Genomic DNA, 20,133 nt, shown 5'->3' on the forward strand with positions numbered 1-20,133 from the left:
TCGGTGATCCGGTCAGCGTGTGCGCGGCGGATAAATCGCGATCTCCTTCATCTGCGACCGCGCGATGTGCATCGGCACGCGACGCGCCCGCGCCGTCGATGCCGCCGGGCAGGCATTGGTGGCGCGGTACGCGAGCGCGGCGGCCAGCATGCCCTCGGCGGGATCGCCCAGCGCATGCGCCATGTCGTCGGACACGGCGCAGGTCGGCGCGAAGCCGTCGGCGAAATCGCCGAAGCCCTTCGCGTTCACGCCCTGGAACTGGATCGTGAAATACGTCGTGCCGCAGTTGTCCGCCGGCAGGAAGCCGTAGGGCTTGCCGCAGGTCGTCGCGCCGATGATATCGACCTGGACGTCCACCCCGCGCAGGCCGTTGATGACGGCTTCGCTGGCCGAGCACGTGTCGGACGTCGTCAGCACGGTCACGCGCTTCAGGCCCAGGTAGGGCAACGCCAGATTGCGCGGCGCGGAAAAGCCGTAGGCCGTGTTGCGGAACGGGATCGGGGCATCGGGCGCCGTCTTGTCGTTGTACAGCGCGCGCTCGAACGTCTTTCCGGCCGCGGCCGGTCCCGCGATCATGTACGCCAGTTCGCTGGCGACGTACAGCAGGCCGCCGCCGTTGTAGCGCATGTCGAGCACGAGGTCCGCCGCGCCCTGGTTCTTCAGGCTCGTGAACGCATTCACGAGCTGCAGCTCGGAGACGGCATTGTGGTCCTCGAAGCTCAGGTAGCCCACCTTGCCGGTCGGCGTGTCGATCACTTTCACGTTTTTCACGGGCGTCGTCGTGACGACGGCGGACGTCAGCGCGATGTCCATCGTGGTGTCGCCGCGGCGGAGCGTGAGCGTGTGGCGCTCGCCCGCGGTGTCCGGCGACAGGCCGTCGTTCAGCAGCGCGATCTGCGCCTCGTCGGCGGTGTTGATGAAGTCGATGCCGTCGACGGCGGTCAGCAGATCACCGCGCCGGATGCCGGCCGCCGCCGCGGGCGACCCCGGCTCGACGATCGCCGCGATCCAGGTGCGCGGCGCCGTCGTGGAGTTGACGGACCACGTCAGGCCATAGCCCGTATCCTGGCTCGCATTGGTCAGCGCGTCCCATTCCGCCGTCGTGTAGGTGAAATGGAAACGGTCCTTCTCCTTGCCCGACGCGGTCAGCGCGGGCGTCTTGAGCGCATCGAAATAGTCGAGCGTGTTGGTGTAGTCGGCCATGTGGACCGTCGACGGGATCTCGTTGTACCAGAGATAAGTCGCGTCGGTCCAGCCGCGCAGGAATTTCATCTCGTCCTGCAGCGTGCCCTGGCGGTCCGGGAACGCATGGCCCTCGGCGTCGACGCCCATGCGCGGCGTGGCGCACAGGTTTTGGTAACTGATGTAGTCGGACGGGATCGGGTCCGGGGTCACGGCCGGTGGCGTGGGCGTCGTGGTCGGTGGCGTGGGCGTCCCGGTGCCGGGATTGCCGGCGACGGGCGTCGAGGCGCCGATGCCTGGACTCCCCCCGCCGCCGCCACAGCCGGACAGCGTGACGAGCGTCGCGAAAGCGCAGGCGAACAGTCGGGAAAAACGGGTCGGCGAAGCAGAGGTAGAAAGCGATTTCATGCGTCCGATTATAGACCCGGCCGCTTCGCGCAAATACATCCAACTGTAACAACGCCGCCTGCCGAATCCGGCAGGCGGCGTCGTGTCAAAAGATCGGCATCAGGCGGCGCGGGTGACGGTGCCGCCCGCGTGGAAGGCGGACACCAGTTCCGCTTCCTTGCGCTTGGCTACCTTGAGGTTGCGCTCCTTGACGTGGCCGAAGCCGCGGATGTCTTCCGGGATGCTCGCGATGGCCACGGCCTGCGCCAGGTTCTCGGCCGTCAGCTTGGGCAGCAAACCTTCGATGGTGGCGCGGTATTCGCCGATCAGTGCGCGCTCCATCCGGCGCTCGGCCGTGTGGCCGAACGGATCGAACGCCGTGCCGCGCAAGCCCTTCAGCTTCGCCAGCACGCCGAAGGCCTTCATCATCCACGGACCGAATTCCTGTTTGACCAGGTGGCCTTCCTTGTCCTTCTTCGCGAACAGCGGCGGCGCCAGGTGGAACTTCAGTTTGACGTCGCCTTCGAACATGCCGTCGATCTTGGCCATGAACGCCGGATCCGTGTACAGGCGCGCGACTTCGTACTCGTCCTTGTAGGCCATCAGCTTGTGCAGGTAGCGCGCGACGGCTTCCGTCAGGCGCGTGCCCTTGCCCAGCTTGTCCTCGGCGGCGCGGACGCGGTCGACGAAGGCCTTGTACTGCGCCGCATAGCCGGCGTCCTGGTACGCGGTCAAGAGTTCGACGCGGCGCTTGACCAGGTCGTCGAGCGTCTGCGCGCGCTTGAACTCGATCACCTTCGCGGGCGTGACGAGCTTCTGCACGGACGGCAGGTCATGCGCCGCCGTGCGGCCCCAGTTGAAGGCGGCCTTGTTGAAGGCGACCGACACGCCGTTCAACTCGATCGCCTTCATGAGCGACGCTTCCTGCAGCGGAACGTGGCCTTTCTGGAACGCGTAGCCCAGCATGAACATGTTGGTGGCGATGGCGTCGCCCATCAAGGTCGTCGCGATGTGGCCCGCGTCGATGAAGTCGACATTGCCTTCGCCGCAAGCCTGCACGATGGCGCCGCGCGAACCTTCGGCCGGGAATTGCCAGTCCGGGTTGCGGATGAAGGCGGCGGTCGTCGCGCCGGTGCCGTTGACGGCGGCCCACGTGCGGCCTTCGCCCATGCGCGACAGCGCGTCGCGGCTGGCCGTCACGATCTGGTCGCAGCCGATCACCAGGTCTGCGTTACCCGTGCCGACACGCGTCGAGTACAAATCGCCCTGGCGGTCCGCGAGGCGCACGTGCGACATGACCGGACCGCCCTTCTGCGCGAGGCCGCTCATGTCCAGCACGAGGGCACCCTTGCCCTCCACGTGGGCGGCCACCGCGAGGATCTGGCCGACCGTCACGACACCCGTGCCGCCGACGCCGGTGACGAGGATGCCGAACGGGTTCGTCGTCGCCGGAATCTTCGGCATCGGCAACGCGGGCGGCGCCGCTTCGGCGGCCGTCTTCTTCGGCTTTTTGAGTCCGCCGCCTTCGACCGTGACGAAGCTCGGGCAGAACCCGGTCACGCACGAAAAATCCTTGTTGCACGAGGACTGGTTGATCTGGCGCTTGCGGCCCAGTTCCGTCTCCAGCGGTTCGACGGACAGGCAGTTCGACTGCTTCGAGCAGTCGCCGCAGCCTTCGCACACGGCTTCGTTGATCACCGCGCGCTTGGCCGGATCCGGGTACGCGCCCTTCTTCCGTCGGCGGCGCTTTTCCGACGCGCAGGTCTGGTCGTAGATCATGGCCGACACGCCCGGCATCTCGCGCAGTTCGCGCTGCACGTCCATCAGTTCCGCACGGTGGCGCACGGTGACGCCTTCGGCCCACGGATAATCGTCCGGATACTTCTCCGGTTCGTCCGTGACCACGATGATCGGCTTCACGCCTTCGGCCGCGAGCTGGCGGCTGATCTTGGCCGGATCGAGCGGGCCGTCGACGACCTGGCCGCCCGTCATCGCGACGGCGTCGTTGTACAGGATTTTATAAGTGATGTTGACCTTGGCCGCGACCGAGGCGCGGATCGCCAGCACGCCCGAGTGGTAATAGGTGCCGTCGCCGAGGTTGGCGAACACGTGCTTCTCGCCCGTGAACGGCGCCTGGCCGATCCACGTGACGCCTTCGCCGCCCATATGCGTGAACGTGGACGTTTCGCGGTCCATCCACAGCACCATGTAGTGGCAGCCGATGCCGGCCATCGCGCGCGAACCTTCCGGCACCTTGGTCGAGCTGTTGTGCGGGCAGCCGGAGCAGAAGTACGGGATGCGGTCGGTTTCCGGATTCGCCTTCGGGATGTTCTTGAGGATCAGTTCCTTCGCTTCGAGGAAGGCGATGCGTTCCTTGACGCGCTCCGCGACCGGATGGCCGGCGCAGTAGTGCGAGATGCGCGACGCGATCGCGCGCGCGACCTGGGCCGGGTTCAGCTCGTAGTTGGCCGACAGCAGCCAGTCGCCCTGGCCGGAGCGGTTCTTGACGCTCCACTCGCCGGCGTCGTCGAACTTGCCGACGACGCGCGGGCGCTCGCCGTCCGGCAGGCTGTACAGCTCTTCCTTCAGCGCATATTCCAGCACCTGCCGCTTTTCCTCGACGACGAGGATCTCGTCCAGGCCGCGCGCGAATTCGTGCACGCCGACCGAGTCCAGCGGCCACGTCATGCCAACCTTGTACACGCGCAGGCCGATGTCGCGCGCGGCCTGCTCGTCGATGCCGAGATCCGCCAACGCCTGGCGCGTGTCGAGGTAGGACTTGCCCGCGGTGATGATGCCGATCTTGGGCTGGGGGCTGTCCCAGATGATCTGGTTGAGTTTATTGGCGCGCGCATAGGCCAGCGCGGCATACCACTTGTAGTGGTTCATGCGCACTTCCTGGTCCAGCACGGCGTCCGGCCAGCGGATGTTCAGGCCGCCCGGCGGCATCTCGAAATCCGCCGGCAGGATGGTCTGGACGCGGTCCGGATCGAGGTCGACGACCGCACCCGATTCGATGATGTCGGTCACGCATTTCATCGACACCCACAGGCCGCTGTAGCGGCTCATCGCCCACGCGTGCAGGCCGTAGTCGATGTATTCCTGCACGGACGACGGATACAGCACGGGAATGCCGCAGTGGTGCAGGATGTGGTCGGACTGGTGCGCCGTCGACGACGACTTCGCCGCGTGGTCGTCGCCCGCCAGTACGAGCACGCCACCGTTCTGCGCGGAGCCCGCGTTGTTGCCGTGTTTGAACACGTCGCCGCAGCGGTCCACGCCCGGGCCCTTGCCGTACCACATGGCGAACACGCCGTCGTACTTCGCATCCTTGAACAGATTGGTCTGCTGCGTGCCCCAGACGGCGGTGGCCGCGAGGTCTTCGTTCATGCCGGGGTGGAAGTGGACGTGGTGCGATTCCAGGTGTTTCTTCGCCTTCCACGCGGTCTGGTCGACCTGGGTGACGGGCGAACCCCGGTAGCCGGTGATGTAGCCCGCCGTGTTCAGGCCGGCCTTCAGGTCGCGTTCGCGCTGCAGCATCGGCAGGCGGATCAGCGCCTGGGTGCCGGTCATGAAGGCGCGGCCGCGCTCGAGCGTCCATTTGTCGTCGAGCGTGATCTCGTGCGGGGGTAGCGGTTCCAGCTGGCTGCGGTCCAGGGGGGCGTTCATGCGTGTCTCCGATTATGTTTGTCGTGTTTCGGTTCGGGCCAGTATAGACCTGTGTCACAAGCATTAAATTTCAATGAATTCCCCCCATCCGGCGATTTGCGCAATAAAATTGCGACACGTGCCCGTCCTGTGGAGAATTCATGTCAAAAATCGAGCTGGATAAAACCGATCGCAAAATCCTGGCCATCCTCCAGTCGGATGGCCGCCTGTCGAACCAGGACGTGGCCGAGCGCGTCAGCCTGTCGCCGTCGCCCTGTCTGCGCCGCATCAAGCGGCTGGAAGAGGCCGGTGTCATCCGGCAATATGTCGCCCTGCTCGATCCCGACAAGCTGGGCCTGGGCCTGCTGGCCTATGTGAATGTCCGCCTGGAAAAACACAGCGAAGGTGCGGCGAACGCGCGCGTGCCGGCGACGTCGCCGCGCTTCGAATTCGCCCAGGCCGTCTCGACCTGGCCGGAAGTGGTGGCCTGCTATGCGATGACGGGGGAGATGGATTTCCTGCTGCGCGTGCACGTGGAAGACATGGACCACTTCTCGCGCTTCATGATGAGCACCTTGCTGCGCCACCCGGCCGTGCTGGACGTCAAGTCGAGCTTCGCCCTGCAGCGCATCAAGGAAACGACAGCGCTGCCCATCGTTTGACGGTGTTTAGTAATAAGCACGAAACTCGTAGGCCGATGCGCGCGTACGTTTGACCCGGCGCGGCGGTCTCGCTAATCTCGACCTGGTCTCGGCCCGGCCGTCGCTTCAGGGGCGGCCGGTTCGTCTCCAGCCGGTGTGGTCCGGCTCTCTTTCCGATGCACCGGGCGCGCCCGGTCCGTCGGATTTTTTTGACCTACCAGCCGGTGATGCGACGCAGCTGCGGCAGCAGTTCGGCCGCCATGGCCGCATGCTGGGCCGTCGTCGGATGGCCATTGACGGCGTCACCGGGTTGGTACGCCACCGGTGCGAGCAGGTGCACGCGTCGATCGCCCACGCGGCCCATCGCTTCCTTCAGATAGCCGATCAGCGCCGCCTTCTTGTCGCCATTCAGCAGCACGCCTTCCGTCAGCGCGATCTGCGCGTGCGGATGGTCGCGCAGCACGCGGCGCAACAAGGCCGTGTACGTATCGACATACGCGACGCGCTCCGGAATGCCGGGATTGAAGTCATTGGTACCGATCGCGATGACGATCAGGTCCGCATCGTACGCAGCCTGGTTCCATTGAACAGGATGCGCCGCATCCGCGATCGCGAGATCGTAGAACGCGGGCAGCTGGAACTCATCGGTCCGGTCGTTCCAGCTGCGCACAAGACCCCGGCCGCCGTAGCAGACCAGTTGCACCTGCGCGTCGAGCGCACGCGCGGCCAGCATGCCGTACGACTGGCGTGGATTCCACCAATCGGGTGTGTCCTTGTCGCCGGCGCCCCGCTCCATGTCGGCACCGCACGTGACGGAATCGCCCAGCACGAGCAGGCGCCGCGCCGGCAGCGCGGGCGCCGCGAGAAACGTGCCGTCGGACGTGAAGCGCGCGATGGACGGCACGCCCAGCCACGTCTCGCCGCGGTGCACGAGTTCCACCTTGTGCGGGCCGGGCGCCGCGCCCTTGAACACGTCGTAGCGTGTCATCTGCGGCGCCAGGCGCAGCGTGCCGGCGGGCTTGCCGTCCACGATCACGTCGACGAGGCTGCGGGACCCGCCTGCGGCATCGACGGCGAGCCGCGTGCCGTCGACGGCGAGCAGCAAGGTCACGCCGGCATAGCCGAAGCGCACCGTGCCGTCGTCCCCGGCCACCGTGCGGCCCATGCGGGTCACGTGGCTGTCGCTCGCCGGGATGGTCTGTTCGGCCGCCGCGCCGGCCGCGCACAATGCCAACAGCGCGGCAATCAGCGGCCTACGCATCACGCCCCCTTCTTCAGGCGCAGCAGCAGCACGCCGTGCGACGGCACGGTCGCGTCGAGGCGCTTGCTCGTGTCGCCCATCTTGCCGGTCCACGCATCCGTCCACTGCCAGGTGGCCTTCTTGAAATCGACTTCGCGCTTGGACAGGTCGTCGGCGATGGCGTTCTGCTTCCAGTCATAGTGCAGCGGCAGCGCGGACTCGCCGCGGTTCAGCACCATGAACGCCCACTCGTCGTTCGCGAGCGGCTTGGCCCACAGTTCGACGGGACCCTGCTTCCAGAAGCGCAGCGCCGGCACGCCCAGCGGGTCCTGGTTGAGGGCGATGACTTCGCGCCGGCCGATGATCTTCTTGACCGAGTCCGGCATCGAACGCAGGTCGTTGCCGAGGATGAGCGGCGAATTCATCATGGCCCAGATCGAGAAGTGCGCGCGGTCCTCGTCTTCCGTCATGCCCATGCCGACTTCCAGCATGTCCATGTCGTTCCAGTGGCCCGGCCCCGCGTGCTTGCGCAGGCCCGCCTGCATGTCGAGGATGCGCATCACGCCCCAGGCGGACCACGAGCCGGCGCTCTTTTCGCAATCCCAGCACGGGTAGATGTCGCCCGTCGTGCGCCACGAGTGGCCGACGTCGGCCGCCCATTCCCACGGCTTGTTGTCGCCCCATTCGCAGATGCTGAAGAGGATCGGGCGGTTGGCGGCGCGGATCGCGTCGCGCATCGTCGTGTAGGCGCCGACCGCGTTCAGGCCCTTGGTCTCGCACCAGTCGTATTTCAGGTAGTCGATGCCCCAGGCGGCATACGTCTTCGCATCCTGGTATTCGTGGCCGCGGCTGCCGGGACGGCCGCCGCAGGTCTTGTCGCCGGCGTCCGAGTAGATGCCCAGCTTGAGGCCGCGCGCATGCACGTAGTCGGACAGCGCCTTCATCCCGGACGGGAAGCGCTGCGGGTCCGCCTGGATGTCGCCGTGCGCGTCGCGCGCGCCGTGCCAGCAGTCGTCGATGTTGATGTACTGGTAGCCGGCATCCTTCAGGCCCAGCTTGACCATGGCATCGGCCGTCTCGCGGATCAGTTTTTCGTCGATGTCGCAGGCGAATTTATTCCAGCTGTTCCAGCCCATCTGCGGCGTGGCCGCGAGGCCGTCGAATTTCTGCGCCGAGGCCGCGGCCGGGGACGCCGCGATGGTGGCGGCAAGGATCAGGGAGGCACTACGTTTCACTATTTTGCTCCAATCGTCTTCAGGCGTTTATCGTGGTCCGCGATCAACTTGAGCGAGCTGGCATCGCTGTCGAACACGGAATAAAGGCCCTGCTCTTCCTGCGGCGGATCGCCGACGAAATCGTTACCCGGCTTCCACCAGTAATCCGCATTGGCCGCACGCCCCGCACCGCCCCACGCCCAGAAATTCCAGCCCGCGACCGGATCGCCCGCTGCCGCGCGCTTCTCCAGCGTCGTGAAGACTGCGTCGTAGAAGCGGTCGCGCACCTTGGTCGAGGCCTTGATGTCGAACGAGCCGCCATCGCGGTTCAGGCCGAATTCCTCCAGCACGATCGGCTTGCCGAGCTTCTTCGCATAGTCGACGTGCACATTCAGGTAGTGGCTGGCCTTCTCCATCATGCCGTTCCACGTGGCGTCGGGCTTCTTCGGATCGAACCAGCCCCAGTTCGTCGGCCACAGGTGGTACGTCAGGTAGGCGATGTCCGGCGTGCGGTGCGCATCCAGGTATAGCTGCGCATCCTGGGCGGAGCCGGCCAGGCCCTCGCTGCCCGTGCTGACCATGTGGCGGCCATCGAGCGAGCGGATGTAATGGGCGGTCTCGGCGATCCACTTCACGTACGTCGCCTTTTCCTGCGGCGTCGCCTTGCTGTTGCCGGGGCGCGGCTCGTTCGCGAGCTGCCACGACAGGATCGTCGGATCGTCGCGGTACGGTTTCTTCGTCACCGTGTTGGTGCGCTGGACGATCTTCGCGATCACGTTGCGGTATTCGGCCTGGGCGCGGGCGTTCGTGTAGAACGTCGCGTTTTCGGCCATGTAGCGTTCGTAGTCCTTGCTCACGTTGGGATCGTGCGCGGGCGAGCCGGTGAACCAGTTCAGGTACTGGGTCATCCCGCCGGACCACTGCCAGAAATTATTCAGGTAGAGCACGGCCGTCATGTCACGCTTTGCCAGTTCGGCCATCATGAAGTCCAGGCCTTGCAGCAGCTGCTCGTCGTACTGCCCGGGCGCGCTCGTCGTGGCGGGGCTGACGGCACTCTTCATTGCCGTCTTCTCCGACACGGCCAGCACGCGCACATTGTTGATGCCGAGCGCCTTCATGCGGTCCAGCTCCTTGACGAGGCGGGCCCGCTGGCCCACGCCCGTCGGTGCGCCAAGATAGCCGCCGTACCAGAAGTTCGCACCGGCGATCATGTAGCGCTGGCCGTTGCGTTCGAAATGGCTGTCCTTGACGGCCACGAAGCCGCTGTTGTCTGCATGGGCTGCACCTGCCATCAGCAGGGTGGCGGCCAAGGCGATGTTGCCGAACTTGCGTTGCATGGTCGTAGTCTCCTCGCGCTCCTTGGGGAACGTCGTAATGTGGGATCATGCGCCGCCCACCGGGCGGTGGGCGGCAGAGGGATGGTGCTTACTTGCGCTGGCGGCCGCGCACGTCCAGCGTGGACGCCGGCAGGTCGACCGTCACGCTGGTCGCGTTCTTGCCGGCGGCGTCTTCGGCCAGCACCAGCTTGTACTTGCCCTTGGCGATGCGCCAGGTCTTGCTCTTCTCGTCGAACAGGCCGAGGATGCGCGGCTCGACGACGACGTCGACCTCTTTCGATTCACCCGGCTGCAGCGCGACCTTGTCCCAGCCCGCCAGGCGCTTCGGCGCTTCCCACTTCGCGGCCAGCGGCGACACGTACACCTGCGGCACGTCCTTGCCGGCGACGTTGCCCGTGTTCGTGACCTTGAAGCGCACGTGCAGGCGGCCGTCCTTGACCTGGCTCGCGAGACCCGAGTACGAGAACGTCGTGTACGACAGGCCGTGGCCGAACGGGAACAGCGGGGTCAGGCCCTTCTGGTCGAACCATTTATAGCCGATGGCCGCGCCTTCCTTGTAATCGACGGTGAAGCGCTGCTCCGGCTGTTTCGGATCGCCATCCAGCGTCGGACGCGGCAGCTGCTGCTCGGAGACCGGGAACGTGGCCGGCAGGTGGCCGGACGGGTTCACGGCGCCGAACAGCACGCGTGCGATCGCTTCGCCGCCGCTCGTGCCCGGGTACCACGCTTCCAGCACGGCCGGGATCTTCGCGACCCACGGCATGGCGACGGGGCCGCCCGTCTCCAGCACGACGACGGTGCGCGGGTTGGCGCCGGCCACGTTGTCGATCAGGGTGTCCTGGTTGTCCGGCAGCGCCAGCGACGTCGCGTCGTTCGCTTCGCCGATCCACTGCGTCGCGAACACGAGCGCGACGTCCGCCTGCGCGGCCACGCGTGCGGCGCGGGCCGGATCGGTGCCGTCGTCGTACACGACCTTCGCGTTCGGCGCCAGCGCCTGGATGTGACGCAGCGGCGACGACGGGTAATACACGACCGGACCCGGCCAGACCTTCGGCTCCAGGCCCGGCACGGCATTGCCGCCGACCGGATACACCTGCGACGAACCGCCACCCGACAGCACGCCCACGTCGGCATGGCCGCCGATGACGGCGATGGTCTTCACGTCCTTCGACAGCGGCAGCACCTTGTTGTCGTTCTTCAGCAGGACGATGCCCTCTTCCGCCGTCGCGCGGCTGACGGCGCCGTCTTTCGCGAAGTCGATCTTGCCGTCCTGCGCGACCGGATTGTCGACGACGCCCTTGGCGAACATGGCGCGCACGATGCGCGTGGCCATGTCGTCCAGGCGCGCTTCCGACACGTAGCCGTTCTTCACGGCTTCGTCCAGCGCGCCGCCGAAGTAAGGCGACTTGTCGAATTCCTGGCCCGACTGGCGGTCCAGGCCATTGTTCGCGGCCTGCACGGTGCTGTGCGTCGCGCCCCAGTCGGACATCACGTAGCCCTTGAAGCCCCAGTCCTTCTTCAGCACTTCGTTCAGCAGGTAGTCGTTCTCGCACGCATAGGTGCCGAACACGCGGTTGTACGAGCACATGACGGAACCGGCGTCCGACTGCTCCAGCGCGAGCTGCATCGCGAGCAGGTCCGACATGCGGGCCGCGGCCTTGTCGATGCGGACGTCGTGCTCGTTGCGGCCCGTCTCCTGGTCGTTCAGCGCATAGTGCTTGACGGTCGAGATGACGTGGTTCGACTCGATGCCCTTGACGGCGTGGCCGACCATCGTGCCGGCCAGCAGCGGGTCTTCACCGGCGTATTCGAAGTTGCGGCCGTTGCGCGGATCGCGCATCAGGTTCACGCCGCCGGCCAGCATCACGTTGAAGCCGGACAGGCGCGCTTCCGAGCCGATCATCGCGCCGCCGGCATAGGCCATCTGCGTATCCCACGTCGATGCGGTGGCGAGGCCCGACGGCAGCGCCGTGCGCTCGCGCGGGGTCGGGGTGGCCTGGGTGGCGACGCCGAGGCCGGCGTCCGTTTCCAGCAAGTCCGGCAGGCCAAGACGCGGGTTACCCGGCACGAAGCCGGCCGAGAACGGGATCGCGCCTTTCGGCGGCGTGGTGCCCTTCGGGGCGAACGACGTGCCGAAATAGCCGAACACCCAGCGCAGCTTTTCTTCGCGGGTCATGGCCTTGACGGCGAGTTCGGCGCGCTTGTCGGCGCTCAGGGAACGGTCCAGCCACGGCTTCTGGGCCGGCGCGGCGGGCGCGTCGGCGGCGGTGGCGAACAGGGGGAAGGCGGCAGCCAGGGCGGCAACGAGGGTCAGTTGGTTCAAACGCATGGGACGAGGCTCTCTTAGGATACGGATCGTTATAGGTATACGAAGCAACGCCGCCACGTGGGAACCACGCGGCGGCAACAGGGATCAGGCGGTCAGACGGCCTTGATGTCCACGTACATGCGGGCGTATTTCGCGCCGAAGTACAGGATGTAGGCGTAGCAGACGGCCGGGATCAGGAACGACGTCTGCAGGCCGATCATGTCCGCGGCCTGGGCCTGGATGACGGGCACCACGGCGCCGCCGGCGATGGCCATCACCAGCAGGCCGGAGCCCTGGCTGGTCTGCGGGCCCAGTTCGTGCACCGACATGCTGAAGATGGTCGGGAACATGATCGAGTTGAACAGGCCGACGGCCAGCACGGCCCACATCGCGAAGTGGCCATGGCCGAACGTGGTCGCCACCAGCAGCGCGATGCACACGGCGGCGTTGAACGCGAGGACCTTGCCCGGGCTGACGGTGCGCATCACGGCCGAACCGATGAAGCGGCCGACCATCGCGCCGCCCCAATAGTAGGCGACGTAGTTCGCGCCGACTTCCGGCGTGAAGCCGGCGATGGACGTGTCGCCCATGTAGTTGATCAGGAAGCTGCCGATGCTCACCTCGGCGCCGACGTACACGAAGATCGCCAGCACGCCCAGCATCAGGCGCTTCTGCTTGAGGATCGAGCCGGTGCGCACCGTGCCCGTGTCCTCGTCACGGATGACCGGCAGGCGGATCACGGCGAACAGGATGGCCAGGATCGCCAGCGTGGCGGCCAGGCCCAGGTACGGACCCTGCACGGCCTGCGCCTGCGCCAGTTTTTCGGCGGCGGTCATGTTGTTCGGATCGGCGACCGTCGAGATGTGCGACAGGATCAGGTAGCCGCCGACCGGGGGGCCGACGAAGGTGCCGAAGGAATTCAGGGCCTGGGTCAGGTTCAGGCGGCTCGACGCGGTGGCCGGCGGGCCCAGTACGGTGACGTACGGGTTGGCGGCCACCTGCAGGATGGTGATGCCGCCGGCCAGCACGAACAGGGCGAACAGGAACAGCGCGTACACGCTGGTGGCCGCCGGGTAGAACAGCGCGGCGCCGACGGCGCACACGGCCAGGCCGGCGACCGCGCCGGCTTTGTAACCGATGCGGCGGATCAGGGCGCCGGCCGGGATCGACAGCAGGAAGTAACCGCTGAAGAAGGCCAGGTTCACCATCATCGCCTGTACGTACGTCAGGTTGTAGACCGATTTCAGGTGCGGGATCAGGATGTCGTTCAGCGACGTCAGCAGGCCCCACATGAAAAACAGTGCGGTGACGACGGTGAGCGGAAAGGTGTAGCTGGGCTGGGCCCGATTAGCAGGCTCGACGGCAGCCTGTGGTGCACGTTCCATGGATAAGTCTCCTTGAGATGTTACCGCTAACAGGACGGCAACTTATATTGTGAAAAGATTCTGCAGAAGCAGGGTAATAGGGTCAAACGGGGTATGCGATTCGCCGCGAAGTTTAGTCAGGTGCCACTAAACACGGCCTCCCCTCTTATGAAATCGGTTTCTTACATGAGAATATACCGGGCAAACAGCTGTTTAGTAAAGCCGACTAAACTTCCCTGTAAATGCATCTTCGCGTTTGACCAAGGGAATTTTCATATGCAAGACTCCATTCAAATGAGCGACGCCCAAGGCGTGCGCAGCAACGATATCGGAGACAACGTGAATCCCGTCACCTCACGCCCCCAGGCGGGCGACAGCCCCGCACCGGTCACGATCCGCGACCTGGCCAAGTACGCCGGCGTCTCGGCCGGCACGATTTCGCGCGCCCTGAAAAACGAGCCCGGCCTCACGGAAAGCACGCGCCAGATGGTGTTGTCGGCAGCCCACGAACTGGGGTATGACTTCTGCAAGCTGCGCCGCAAGCGCATCCGCCGCCTCACGTTCCTGTTGCATCGACAACACAATACGGCCGCCAGCAGCCCGTTCTACTCGCCCGTGCTGCACGGCGCCGAGGAAGCCTGCCGCAAGCAGGGCATCGTGCTGTCGTTCATGGCGGTCGGCCCGGCCGACGGCGTCACGGAACAGCTGCGCATGCACGCGCCGGACGCCATCGTGTGCGCCGGCTTCTTCGAACCCGAACTGCTGAACGCCCTGCGCGCCAGCGGCAAGCCCCTCGTCCTCATCGACATGAAGCTGCGCGGCTACAGCTCGGTCAACCCGGACAACCACATGGGCGGCTACCTCGCCACCCGGCATCTGATTTCGCTGGGCCGCGAGCGCATCGCCATGATCTCCGGCTCGCTCGGCCACTACAGCATCCGCGAGCGCAACCGCGGCTACCGCCAGGCCCTGTACGAAGCCGGCATGCTGGCCGACCCGCGCCTGGAGACGTGCCTGCCGGACGGCGTCGACCTCGAGACGGGCGCCTACGAAGCGATGCAGGCCCTGCTCGACCAGCCCCACCCGCCCGACGCCGTGTTCTGCTACAACGACGCCGCCGCCCTCGTCGCGATGCGCGCCTGCCTGGCGGCCGGGAAGACGGTGCCGCACGACGTCTCGATCGTCGGCTTCGACGACATCCCCGGCGCCGTGCTGGGCCACCGTCCGCTGACGACGCTGCGCATCAACAAGAAGGAGCTGGGCGCGCTGGGCGTCGAGCTGCTGCTGCGCGGTCCGCAGGATCCGCCGCTGGAACAGGTGGCGCCCGTGGAACTCGTCGTGCGCGCCAGCACCGTGTGCGAAGACTTCCGCACCCGTAAGTAAGTCACTCTTTATCCACCTACACCCACCATGCTTCCCGATTTCCATTCCCGCTCGACGCTGCTGCAGCACATCCGCCACACCCGCCAGTTCTACGACCCGCGCTGCGTCGACCCGAGCGGCGGCTTCTATCACTTCTACAAGGACGACGGCGCGATCTACGACGCGCGCACGCGCCACCTGGTGAGCAGCACCCGCTTCGTATTCAATTTTTCGATGGCGTGGCGCCAGTTCCAGGAGCCGGCCGACCGCGAACGTGTGCTGCACGGCCTGCGCTTCCTGCGCGACGCGCACCGCAACCCGGAGACGGGCGGCTATGCCTGGACGCTGGACTGGAACGACGGACAAAAGAAAGTCACGGACGACACGAACCACTGCTACGGCCTCGCCTTCGTGCTGCTGGCCTACGCCCACGCGGTCAATGCCGGCGTCGACGAGGCGCGCGCCTGGCTGGACGAGACCTACGACCTGATGGAGCGCCGTTTCTGGGAACCGGCGCACGGCCTGTACGCGGACGAAGCGAACGGCGACTGGTCGACGCTGTACCCGTACCGCGGCCAGAACGCCAACATGCATGCGTGCGAAGCCATGCTGGCCGCGTTCGACGCGACGGGCGACACGAAATACCTGTGGCGCGCCGAGACGCTCGCGCACAACATCACCGTGCGCCAGGCGGCCCTGTACGGCAACCTGGTCTGGGAACACTACAACAGCGACTGGTCCGTCGACCCGGACTACAACCGCGACGACAAGACGAACATCTTCCGCCCGTGGGGCTACCAGCCGGGCCACCTGACGGAATGGGCCAAGCTCCTCCTGATCATGGAGCGCCACAAGGACCGGATGGCCGGCCCGTCCGGCTGGCTCGTGCCGCGCGCGAAAGAGCTGTTCGACGCGGCGCTGACCAAGGCGTGGGACGCGCAGCACGGCGGCATCCATTACGGCTTCGGCCCGGAAAACGAAATCTGCGACGCCGACAAGTACTTCTGGGTGCAGGCCGAGAGCCTCGCCGCCGCCGCGCTGCTGGGCGCACGCACGGGCGATAAAGCGTACTGGGACTGGTACGACCGCATCTGGGCCTACAGCTGGGAACATTTCGTCGACCACGAGCACGGCGCCTGGTACCGCATCCTCGGCCCGAAGAACGAGAAGCTCACGGACGAGAAGAGCCCGGCCGGCAAGGTGGATTACCACACGATGGGCGCCTGCTATGAAGTATTGACCGTTCTCGTGAAGGACTGACATGGCGGACTTTCCCGTATTCGTCGCGGCAGGGGAAGCCCTGACCGACATGATCGTTGATGATGCCGGCGCCACGCGCTGGCACAGCGTGACGGGCGGCTCGACGTGGAACGTGGCGCGCGCGATGGCGAAGCTGGGCGCGCCCAGCGCGTTCGCCGGCGCCGTCAGCCGCGACGTGTTCGGCGACCAGCTGTGGCGCGCCAGCCTCGACGCGGGCCTGGACGAGCGTTTCGTCCAGCGCCTGGACAAATCGCCGCTGCTCGCGATCGTGCACCGCCTCGACCCGCCCAGCTATTTCTTCGTCGGCGACGACAGCGCCGACCTGCACTTCGACGCCGCCCAGCTGCCGCAAGGCTGGATCGGCGCCTGCCACTGGGCGCACTTCGGCGGCATCAGCCTCGCGCGCCAGCCGCTGGCCGGCAAGCTCGTCGCCCTCGCCGAAACGCTGAAGGCGCGCGGCGTGCGCATCAGCTACGACCCGAATTTCCGCGCGCTGATGGACGAGAATTACGACCCGACACTCCGGCGCATGACGGCCCTGGCCGACGTCGTGAAGGTCTCGGAAGAGGATCTCGTCGGCCTGCTCCGGACGGACGACGCCGACGCCGCCTTCGCGACGCTGCGCGGCTGGAACCCGGACGCCACCTATCTGTACACGAAGGGCGCGGCCGGCGCCTCGCTGCATACGCCCGCGGGATCGTGGGAGATGACGGCGCCGCGCATCACGCCCGTGGACACGGTCGGCGCGGGCGACGCCAGCATCGCCGCGCTCGCGTGGAGCATGCTGCACGCGCCCGAACGCGATGGCCTCGCGCACCTGCGCTTCGCCGTGGCGGCGGGCGCCGCGGCCTGCCTCGCGGCCGGTGCCACGCCGCCGTCGCTGGCTGCCATCGATACACTGCTGGCCGGGATGCACGCCTGAATCACCAGCAGTTTTCGAAGGTGACACCTACCGTAAAACCGGACAGCGTCGTGCCATAGATGCCGTTCGCGGCCAGCGGATCGTTCGTCCGCGCGGCCGCGCGCGCGGCCTCGTTCCAGTGCGCGTGCGTGACGAACAGGCGCAGTTCCGGACGGTCGAAATAGCCGGGCTTCGACATCAGCGCGATAGCGCCCGTGACCTTGGTCAGCCGGCGCACGTCGCCGTTCTGCGGCGCCACGCGGTCATGGCCGATATCCGCCAGCAGCTTTATCTTGTCGGACAGCGCGTACGACATGCGCCCGCCCGCCGATGCCCACGTCTTCGCTTTCGCGGCATCGTGCGCGGTATCCCGCTGCCACACGGCGACCAGTTCGCCGCCGAAGCGGCGCGTGACCTGCGCATACCAGCTGTCGATGATGCGCAGCCGGTGCACGTCGTCGCCGCTCGTGATGTCGCCCGTCGCGCCATTGTCGGTGCCGGCGCCCGTCCCCCACTGCACCGCGAGGCGGTTGTCGCCCGCGCCGCCAAGGATCTTCTGCCGGTGCTGCACGGTGACCATCGAGCCGCCGTGGTGACCGGGCGTACCGTCGCTGCGGATCAGCGCGAGTCCGAATTCCAGCGTACCGCCCGGATTCACGGGCACACCGCGCAACTGGAAATCGTGGCGGTTCGCCGTGTCGCCGACGCGCATGATCGGCATCGTCTGCTGGTCGTCGTGCAGGTAGGCGTAGCTGAACTTCATGGGCCCCAGCGGCACGTCCTCGATGCCGACGCCCATGCCGGACGGATTCCAGTACAGGAAATCGTTGACGTTCGCGCCTTCGCGCTTGTAGTAGCGGCGCCCGATCCACAGCGCGGCGTCACCGAGTCCGCTCACGTGTTCGATGGCGAGGTACGCCTGCGGCAGGCCGATCTTCCAGCCGCCCTGCGGCCGCCTTGCATTGTTCGACGCGGCCGCATTGCCCAGGTTGAGCATCGCGTACGCCTTCACGTCCTCGCCGGCGTCGCCCTGCACGAGGTGCTGGCCCAGCAGCATTTCGCCGTAGACGCCGCACTCGTTGCCGAGCCGGTACTTGGCGCCCGCGCCGGCCAGGCCGAAGCAGGTCTGGCCGCCGCCTTCGGAATTCGCGGCCGCGTTGGCGCGCAGGTAGTTCTGGACGTCCGCGGCGGACGCGGGAAAGCAGAACGCGAGCGCGAGCAGCGCCGGCGCGATGGTTGGCATGCGCATGGTGTCTCCTTTGATGTTTTTTTGGGCAAAGCGGATCCCGTCCGGCCGCGGCGCAGATGCCGCGGCAGGTCGCTGGAACAGGATCGGAGGATTGCTTAGTCGAGCAGGGCTTCGACTTCTTGCGCCGTCGGCGCATACGGCCCGGCGTGCATGGCGGCCGTGGCGGCCACCGCCGCGATGCGCGCGAGCTGGCACGACGCGCGCATCTCCGGATGGAGCAGCAGGCCCGTGATCCAGCCGGCCATCGACGCATCGCCGCAGCCGACGGTGTCGACGACGTCCACGCGGCGCGCGGGCGCATCGAGCACCTCGTCGGCGCGGATCAGCGTCAGGCCATCGGCACCGCGCGTGTACAGGATCTCGGCATCCGGCGCCAGCGCGCGCAGCGCGGCCAGCGCGTCGCGCTGTTCGAGGCCCGGGAACAGGCCTTCCAGGTCTTCGTCGGACACCTTGATGTGGCTGGCGAGACCCGCGATCAGTTCGAACGTGGGCCGGTACGCCGCGTCGCGCATCGCGTTGCGGAAGTTCGGATCGAAGGCGATGCGCTTGCCGGCCTGGCGCGCCATCAGCGCCTGCTCCACGAGACGCCGCGCCAGCGGTCCGCGCGCCAGCGCGAGGCTGCCCACGTGGATGAAGTCGGCCGCTTCCAGCCAGCCGTCCGGCAGCAGCGCGGGGCGGAAGTGCAGGTCCGCGCTGTTCTCGCCCAGGAAGACGTAACGGGGCGGATGGCGCGACGTCACCATCGCGATGAACGGCGGCGCGTCCACGCGCTGCAGGAAGCGTTCGTCCAGGCCGGCCGCGCGGCTTGCGTCCGCGATCTCGTCGCCGAACGCATCCATGCTGACGGCGCCCGCATAACCCGTGTGCAGCCCAAGCCTTGCGCCGACGCGCGCGACGTTCCAGCACGAACCGCCGGGCAGCGAGCGCCACGTGCCGTCGTCCTGGCGGATCATGTCGGTGAGCGCTTCGCCGAAGACCACGTAGCGGGGGAGTCGTTGTGCTTGCATGTCAGTTCGCCTGTTGTTGATAACGCCATTTATCGAGCATCACGGCGAGCACGATGACCGTGCCCTTCGCCACGTACTGCCAGAACGACGACAGGCCGAGGATCGTGAGACCGTTGTTGAGGAGGCCGATGATCAGCGCGCCGATGACGGTGCCCCAGATCGTGCCCACGCCACCCATCAGACTCGTGCCGCCGAGGACCACCGCGGCGATCGCATCGAGTTCGTAGCCGGAACCCCAGTTGCCGTTCGCGCCATACAGCCGGCTGGCCGACATGGCGCCCGCCGTGCCGGCGCACAGGCCGGAAAAGGCATAGACGAAGACGAGGACCAGGCCGACCTTGATGCCCGTGAGCCGCGCCGCCTGCGGATTGCCGCCGACCGCATACACGTGCATGCCGAGGACGGTCCGGCGCAGGATGAACCAGGCCACCAGCACCAGGGCGGCGGCGACCCACACGAGCCACGGCAGGCCGGCGAACGAGTCGTTGCCGATCCATTCGAAGGTCGGGATCTCGCGGTTCAGGATCGTGGTGCCGTCCGCGAGCAGGTAGGCCGTGCCGCGCAATGCCGTCATCGTGCCGAGCGTGACGACGAACGGGTTGATCTTGAAGACGGCGACGAGCGTGCCGTTCAGCAGGCCCATGCCCAGGCCCGCGAGTAAAAAGATCGGCAGCGACAGCGCGGGCGCGTGGCCCGGCAGCGACGCGATCATGCCCAGCACCGCGGACACCGCCAGCACGGAGCCGACGGACAGGTCGATACCGCCCGTGAGGATCACGAACGTCATGCCCGTCGCCAGCACGAGATTGATGGAACTCTGGCGCAGCACGTTCATCGTGTTGGCCGTCGTCGCGAAATTCGACACGCCGTCTTCGGCGAAGTAGCCGGTCAGGAAGTAGAACACGATGTACAGCGCGACGAGCACGGGCAGCATGCCCATCGTCGCGAACATGCGCGAGAACGCCTGGCCAATGCCGCCGTGCGCGGACGCACGCGGCGCCGTGGGAAGGGATGATTTGAGGGTCTGCATGAT

14 protein-coding genes are annotated in these 20,133 nt (G+C 66.7%); 4 read left to right on the plus strand and 10 right to left on the minus strand.

The window, feature by feature from the left end; all coding sequences use genetic code 11:
* Positions 1 to 12 precede the first annotated feature (12 nt).
* Both QPK29_RS08020 and QPK29_RS08025 read right to left on the minus strand, forming a co-directional pair.
* Positions 13 to 1,590 (minus strand): S41 family peptidase, encoded by a 1,578-nt coding sequence (locus QPK29_RS08020; RefSeq protein ID WP_371771650.1) that lies wholly within the window; start codon positions 1,588 to 1,590, stop codon positions 13 to 15.
* 99 nt (positions 1,591 to 1,689) lie between these two features.
* Positions 1,690 to 5,238: an indolepyruvate ferredoxin oxidoreductase family protein gene (locus QPK29_RS08025; protein ID WP_371771651.1), complete on the minus strand. Its 3,549-nt coding sequence runs from the start codon at positions 5,236 to 5,238 to the stop codon at positions 1,690 to 1,692.
* 140 nt (positions 5,239 to 5,378) lie between these two features.
* Here QPK29_RS08025 and QPK29_RS08030 point away from each other — a divergent pair, with 140 nt between their 5' ends.
* On the plus strand, positions 5,379 to 5,879 hold the full coding sequence (locus QPK29_RS08030) for an Lrp/AsnC family transcriptional regulator (protein WP_036230990.1): 501 nt from the start codon (positions 5,379 to 5,381) through the stop codon (positions 5,877 to 5,879).
* A gap of 193 nt (positions 5,880 to 6,072) precedes the next feature.
* Here the strand turns inward: QPK29_RS08030 and QPK29_RS08035 are convergent, their stop codons facing one another.
* The 5 genes from QPK29_RS08035 to QPK29_RS08055 all read right to left on the minus strand — a co-directional run bounded on the left by QPK29_RS08035 (position 6,073) and on the right by QPK29_RS08055 (position 13,342).
* Positions 6,073 to 7,119, minus strand: a complete 1,047-nt coding sequence (locus QPK29_RS08035; protein ID WP_371771652.1) for an SGNH/GDSL hydrolase family protein — start codon at positions 7,117 to 7,119, stop codon at positions 6,073 to 6,075.
* Positions 7,119 to 8,333, minus strand: coding sequence for a glycoside hydrolase family 27 protein (locus QPK29_RS08040; protein WP_371771653.1), 1,215 nt, complete (start codon positions 8,331 to 8,333; stop codon positions 7,119 to 7,121). Before QPK29_RS08040 ends, QPK29_RS08035 begins: the two co-directional genes overlap by 1 nt.
* Positions 8,333 to 9,649 (minus strand): glycoside hydrolase 5 family protein, encoded by a 1,317-nt coding sequence (locus QPK29_RS08045; protein ID WP_056134568.1) that lies wholly within the window; start codon positions 9,647 to 9,649, stop codon positions 8,333 to 8,335. Before QPK29_RS08045 ends, QPK29_RS08040 begins: the two co-directional genes overlap by 1 nt.
* Positions 9,650 to 9,737: 88 nt before the next feature.
* Positions 9,738 to 11,978: a glycoside hydrolase family 3 C-terminal domain-containing protein gene (locus QPK29_RS08050; RefSeq protein WP_056134565.1), complete on the minus strand. Its 2,241-nt coding sequence runs from the start codon at positions 11,976 to 11,978 to the stop codon at positions 9,738 to 9,740.
* 92 nt (positions 11,979 to 12,070) lie between these two features.
* On the minus strand, positions 12,071 to 13,342 hold the full coding sequence (locus QPK29_RS08055) for a sugar MFS transporter (protein ID WP_056134562.1): 1,272 nt from the start codon (positions 13,340 to 13,342) through the stop codon (positions 12,071 to 12,073).
* Between the two features lie 273 nt (positions 13,343 to 13,615).
* Between QPK29_RS08055 and QPK29_RS08060 the strand changes: the two genes are divergently transcribed.
* The 3 genes from QPK29_RS08060 to QPK29_RS08070 are packed head-to-tail and all read left to right on the plus strand — an operon-like array spanning position 13,616 to position 16,865.
* Entirely contained in the window at positions 13,616 to 14,704 is a 1,089-nt protein-coding gene (locus tag QPK29_RS08060) for a LacI family DNA-binding transcriptional regulator (protein WP_082577604.1), read from the plus strand.
* 27 nt (positions 14,705 to 14,731) lie between these two features.
* On the plus strand, positions 14,732 to 15,943 hold the full coding sequence (locus tag QPK29_RS08065) for an AGE family epimerase/isomerase (protein ID WP_371771654.1): 1,212 nt from the start codon (positions 14,732 to 14,734) through the stop codon (positions 15,941 to 15,943).
* A 1-nt stretch (position 15,944) separates the two neighbouring features.
* Entirely contained in the window at positions 15,945 to 16,865 is a 921-nt protein-coding gene (locus QPK29_RS08070) for a carbohydrate kinase family protein (protein ID WP_371771655.1), read from the plus strand.
* Between the two features lies 1 nt (position 16,866).
* Here QPK29_RS08070 and QPK29_RS08075 read toward each other — a convergent pair whose 3' ends face one another.
* The 3 genes from QPK29_RS08075 to QPK29_RS08085 all read right to left on the minus strand — a co-directional run bounded on the left by QPK29_RS08075 (position 16,867) and on the right by QPK29_RS08085 (position 20,130).
* The gene (locus QPK29_RS08075) at positions 16,867 to 18,093 is read right to left on the minus strand and encodes a maltoporin (RefSeq protein ID WP_371771656.1); all 1,227 of its coding nucleotides are present in this window, start codon (positions 18,091 to 18,093) and stop codon (positions 16,867 to 16,869) included.
* A 95-nt stretch (positions 18,094 to 18,188) separates the two neighbouring features.
* On the minus strand, positions 18,189 to 19,100 hold the full coding sequence (locus QPK29_RS08080; RefSeq protein ID WP_371771657.1) for a carbohydrate kinase family protein: 912 nt from the start codon (positions 19,098 to 19,100) through the stop codon (positions 18,189 to 18,191).
* Position 19,101: 1 nt separating this feature from the next.
* Complete coding sequence (locus QPK29_RS08085) at positions 19,102 to 20,130, minus strand: ABC transporter permease subunit (protein WP_371764274.1); 1,029 nt, start codon at positions 20,128 to 20,130, stop codon at positions 19,102 to 19,104.
* Positions 20,131 to 20,133: the final 3 nt, after the last annotated feature.

Source organism: Massilia orientalis (assembly GCF_030411975.2).
Lineage (GTDB): Bacteria > Pseudomonadota > Gammaproteobacteria > Burkholderiales > Burkholderiaceae_D > Telluria > Telluria orientalis.

Coding starts and splice junctions, on each gene's coding strand:
- QPK29_RS08085 (WP_371764274.1), bottom strand. CDS start 20,130: ATGCAGACCCTCAAATCATCCCTTCCCACGGCGCCGCGTGCGTCCGCG.
- QPK29_RS08020 (WP_371771650.1), bottom strand. CDS start 1,590: ATGAAATCGCTTTCTACCTCTGCTTCGCCGACCCGTTTTTCCCGACTG.
- QPK29_RS08035 (WP_371771652.1), bottom strand. CDS start 7,119: ATGCGTAGGCCGCTGATTGCCGCGCTGTTGGCATTGTGCGCGGCCGGC.
- QPK29_RS08025 (WP_371771651.1), bottom strand. CDS start 5,238: ATGAACGCCCCCCTGGACCGCAGCCAGCTGGAACCGCTACCCCCGCAC.
- QPK29_RS08055 (WP_056134562.1), bottom strand. CDS start 13,342: ATGGAACGTGCACCACAGGCTGCCGTCGAGCCTGCTAATCGGGCCCAG.
- QPK29_RS08050 (WP_056134565.1), bottom strand. CDS start 11,978: ATGCGTTTGAACCAACTGACCCTCGTTGCCGCCCTGGCTGCCGCCTTC.
- QPK29_RS08060 (WP_082577604.1), top strand. CDS start 13,616: ATGAGCGACGCCCAAGGCGTGCGCAGCAACGATATCGGAGACAACGTG.
- QPK29_RS08070 (WP_371771655.1), top strand. CDS start 15,945: ATGGCGGACTTTCCCGTATTCGTCGCGGCAGGGGAAGCCCTGACCGAC.
- QPK29_RS08080 (WP_371771657.1), bottom strand. CDS start 19,100: ATGCAAGCACAACGACTCCCCCGCTACGTGGTCTTCGGCGAAGCGCTC.
- QPK29_RS08065 (WP_371771654.1), top strand. CDS start 14,732: ATGCTTCCCGATTTCCATTCCCGCTCGACGCTGCTGCAGCACATCCGC.
- QPK29_RS08030 (WP_036230990.1), top strand. CDS start 5,379: ATGTCAAAAATCGAGCTGGATAAAACCGATCGCAAAATCCTGGCCATC.
- QPK29_RS08045 (WP_056134568.1), bottom strand. CDS start 9,649: ATGCAACGCAAGTTCGGCAACATCGCCTTGGCCGCCACCCTGCTGATG.
- QPK29_RS08075 (WP_371771656.1), bottom strand. CDS start 18,093: ATGCGCATGCCAACCATCGCGCCGGCGCTGCTCGCGCTCGCGTTCTGC.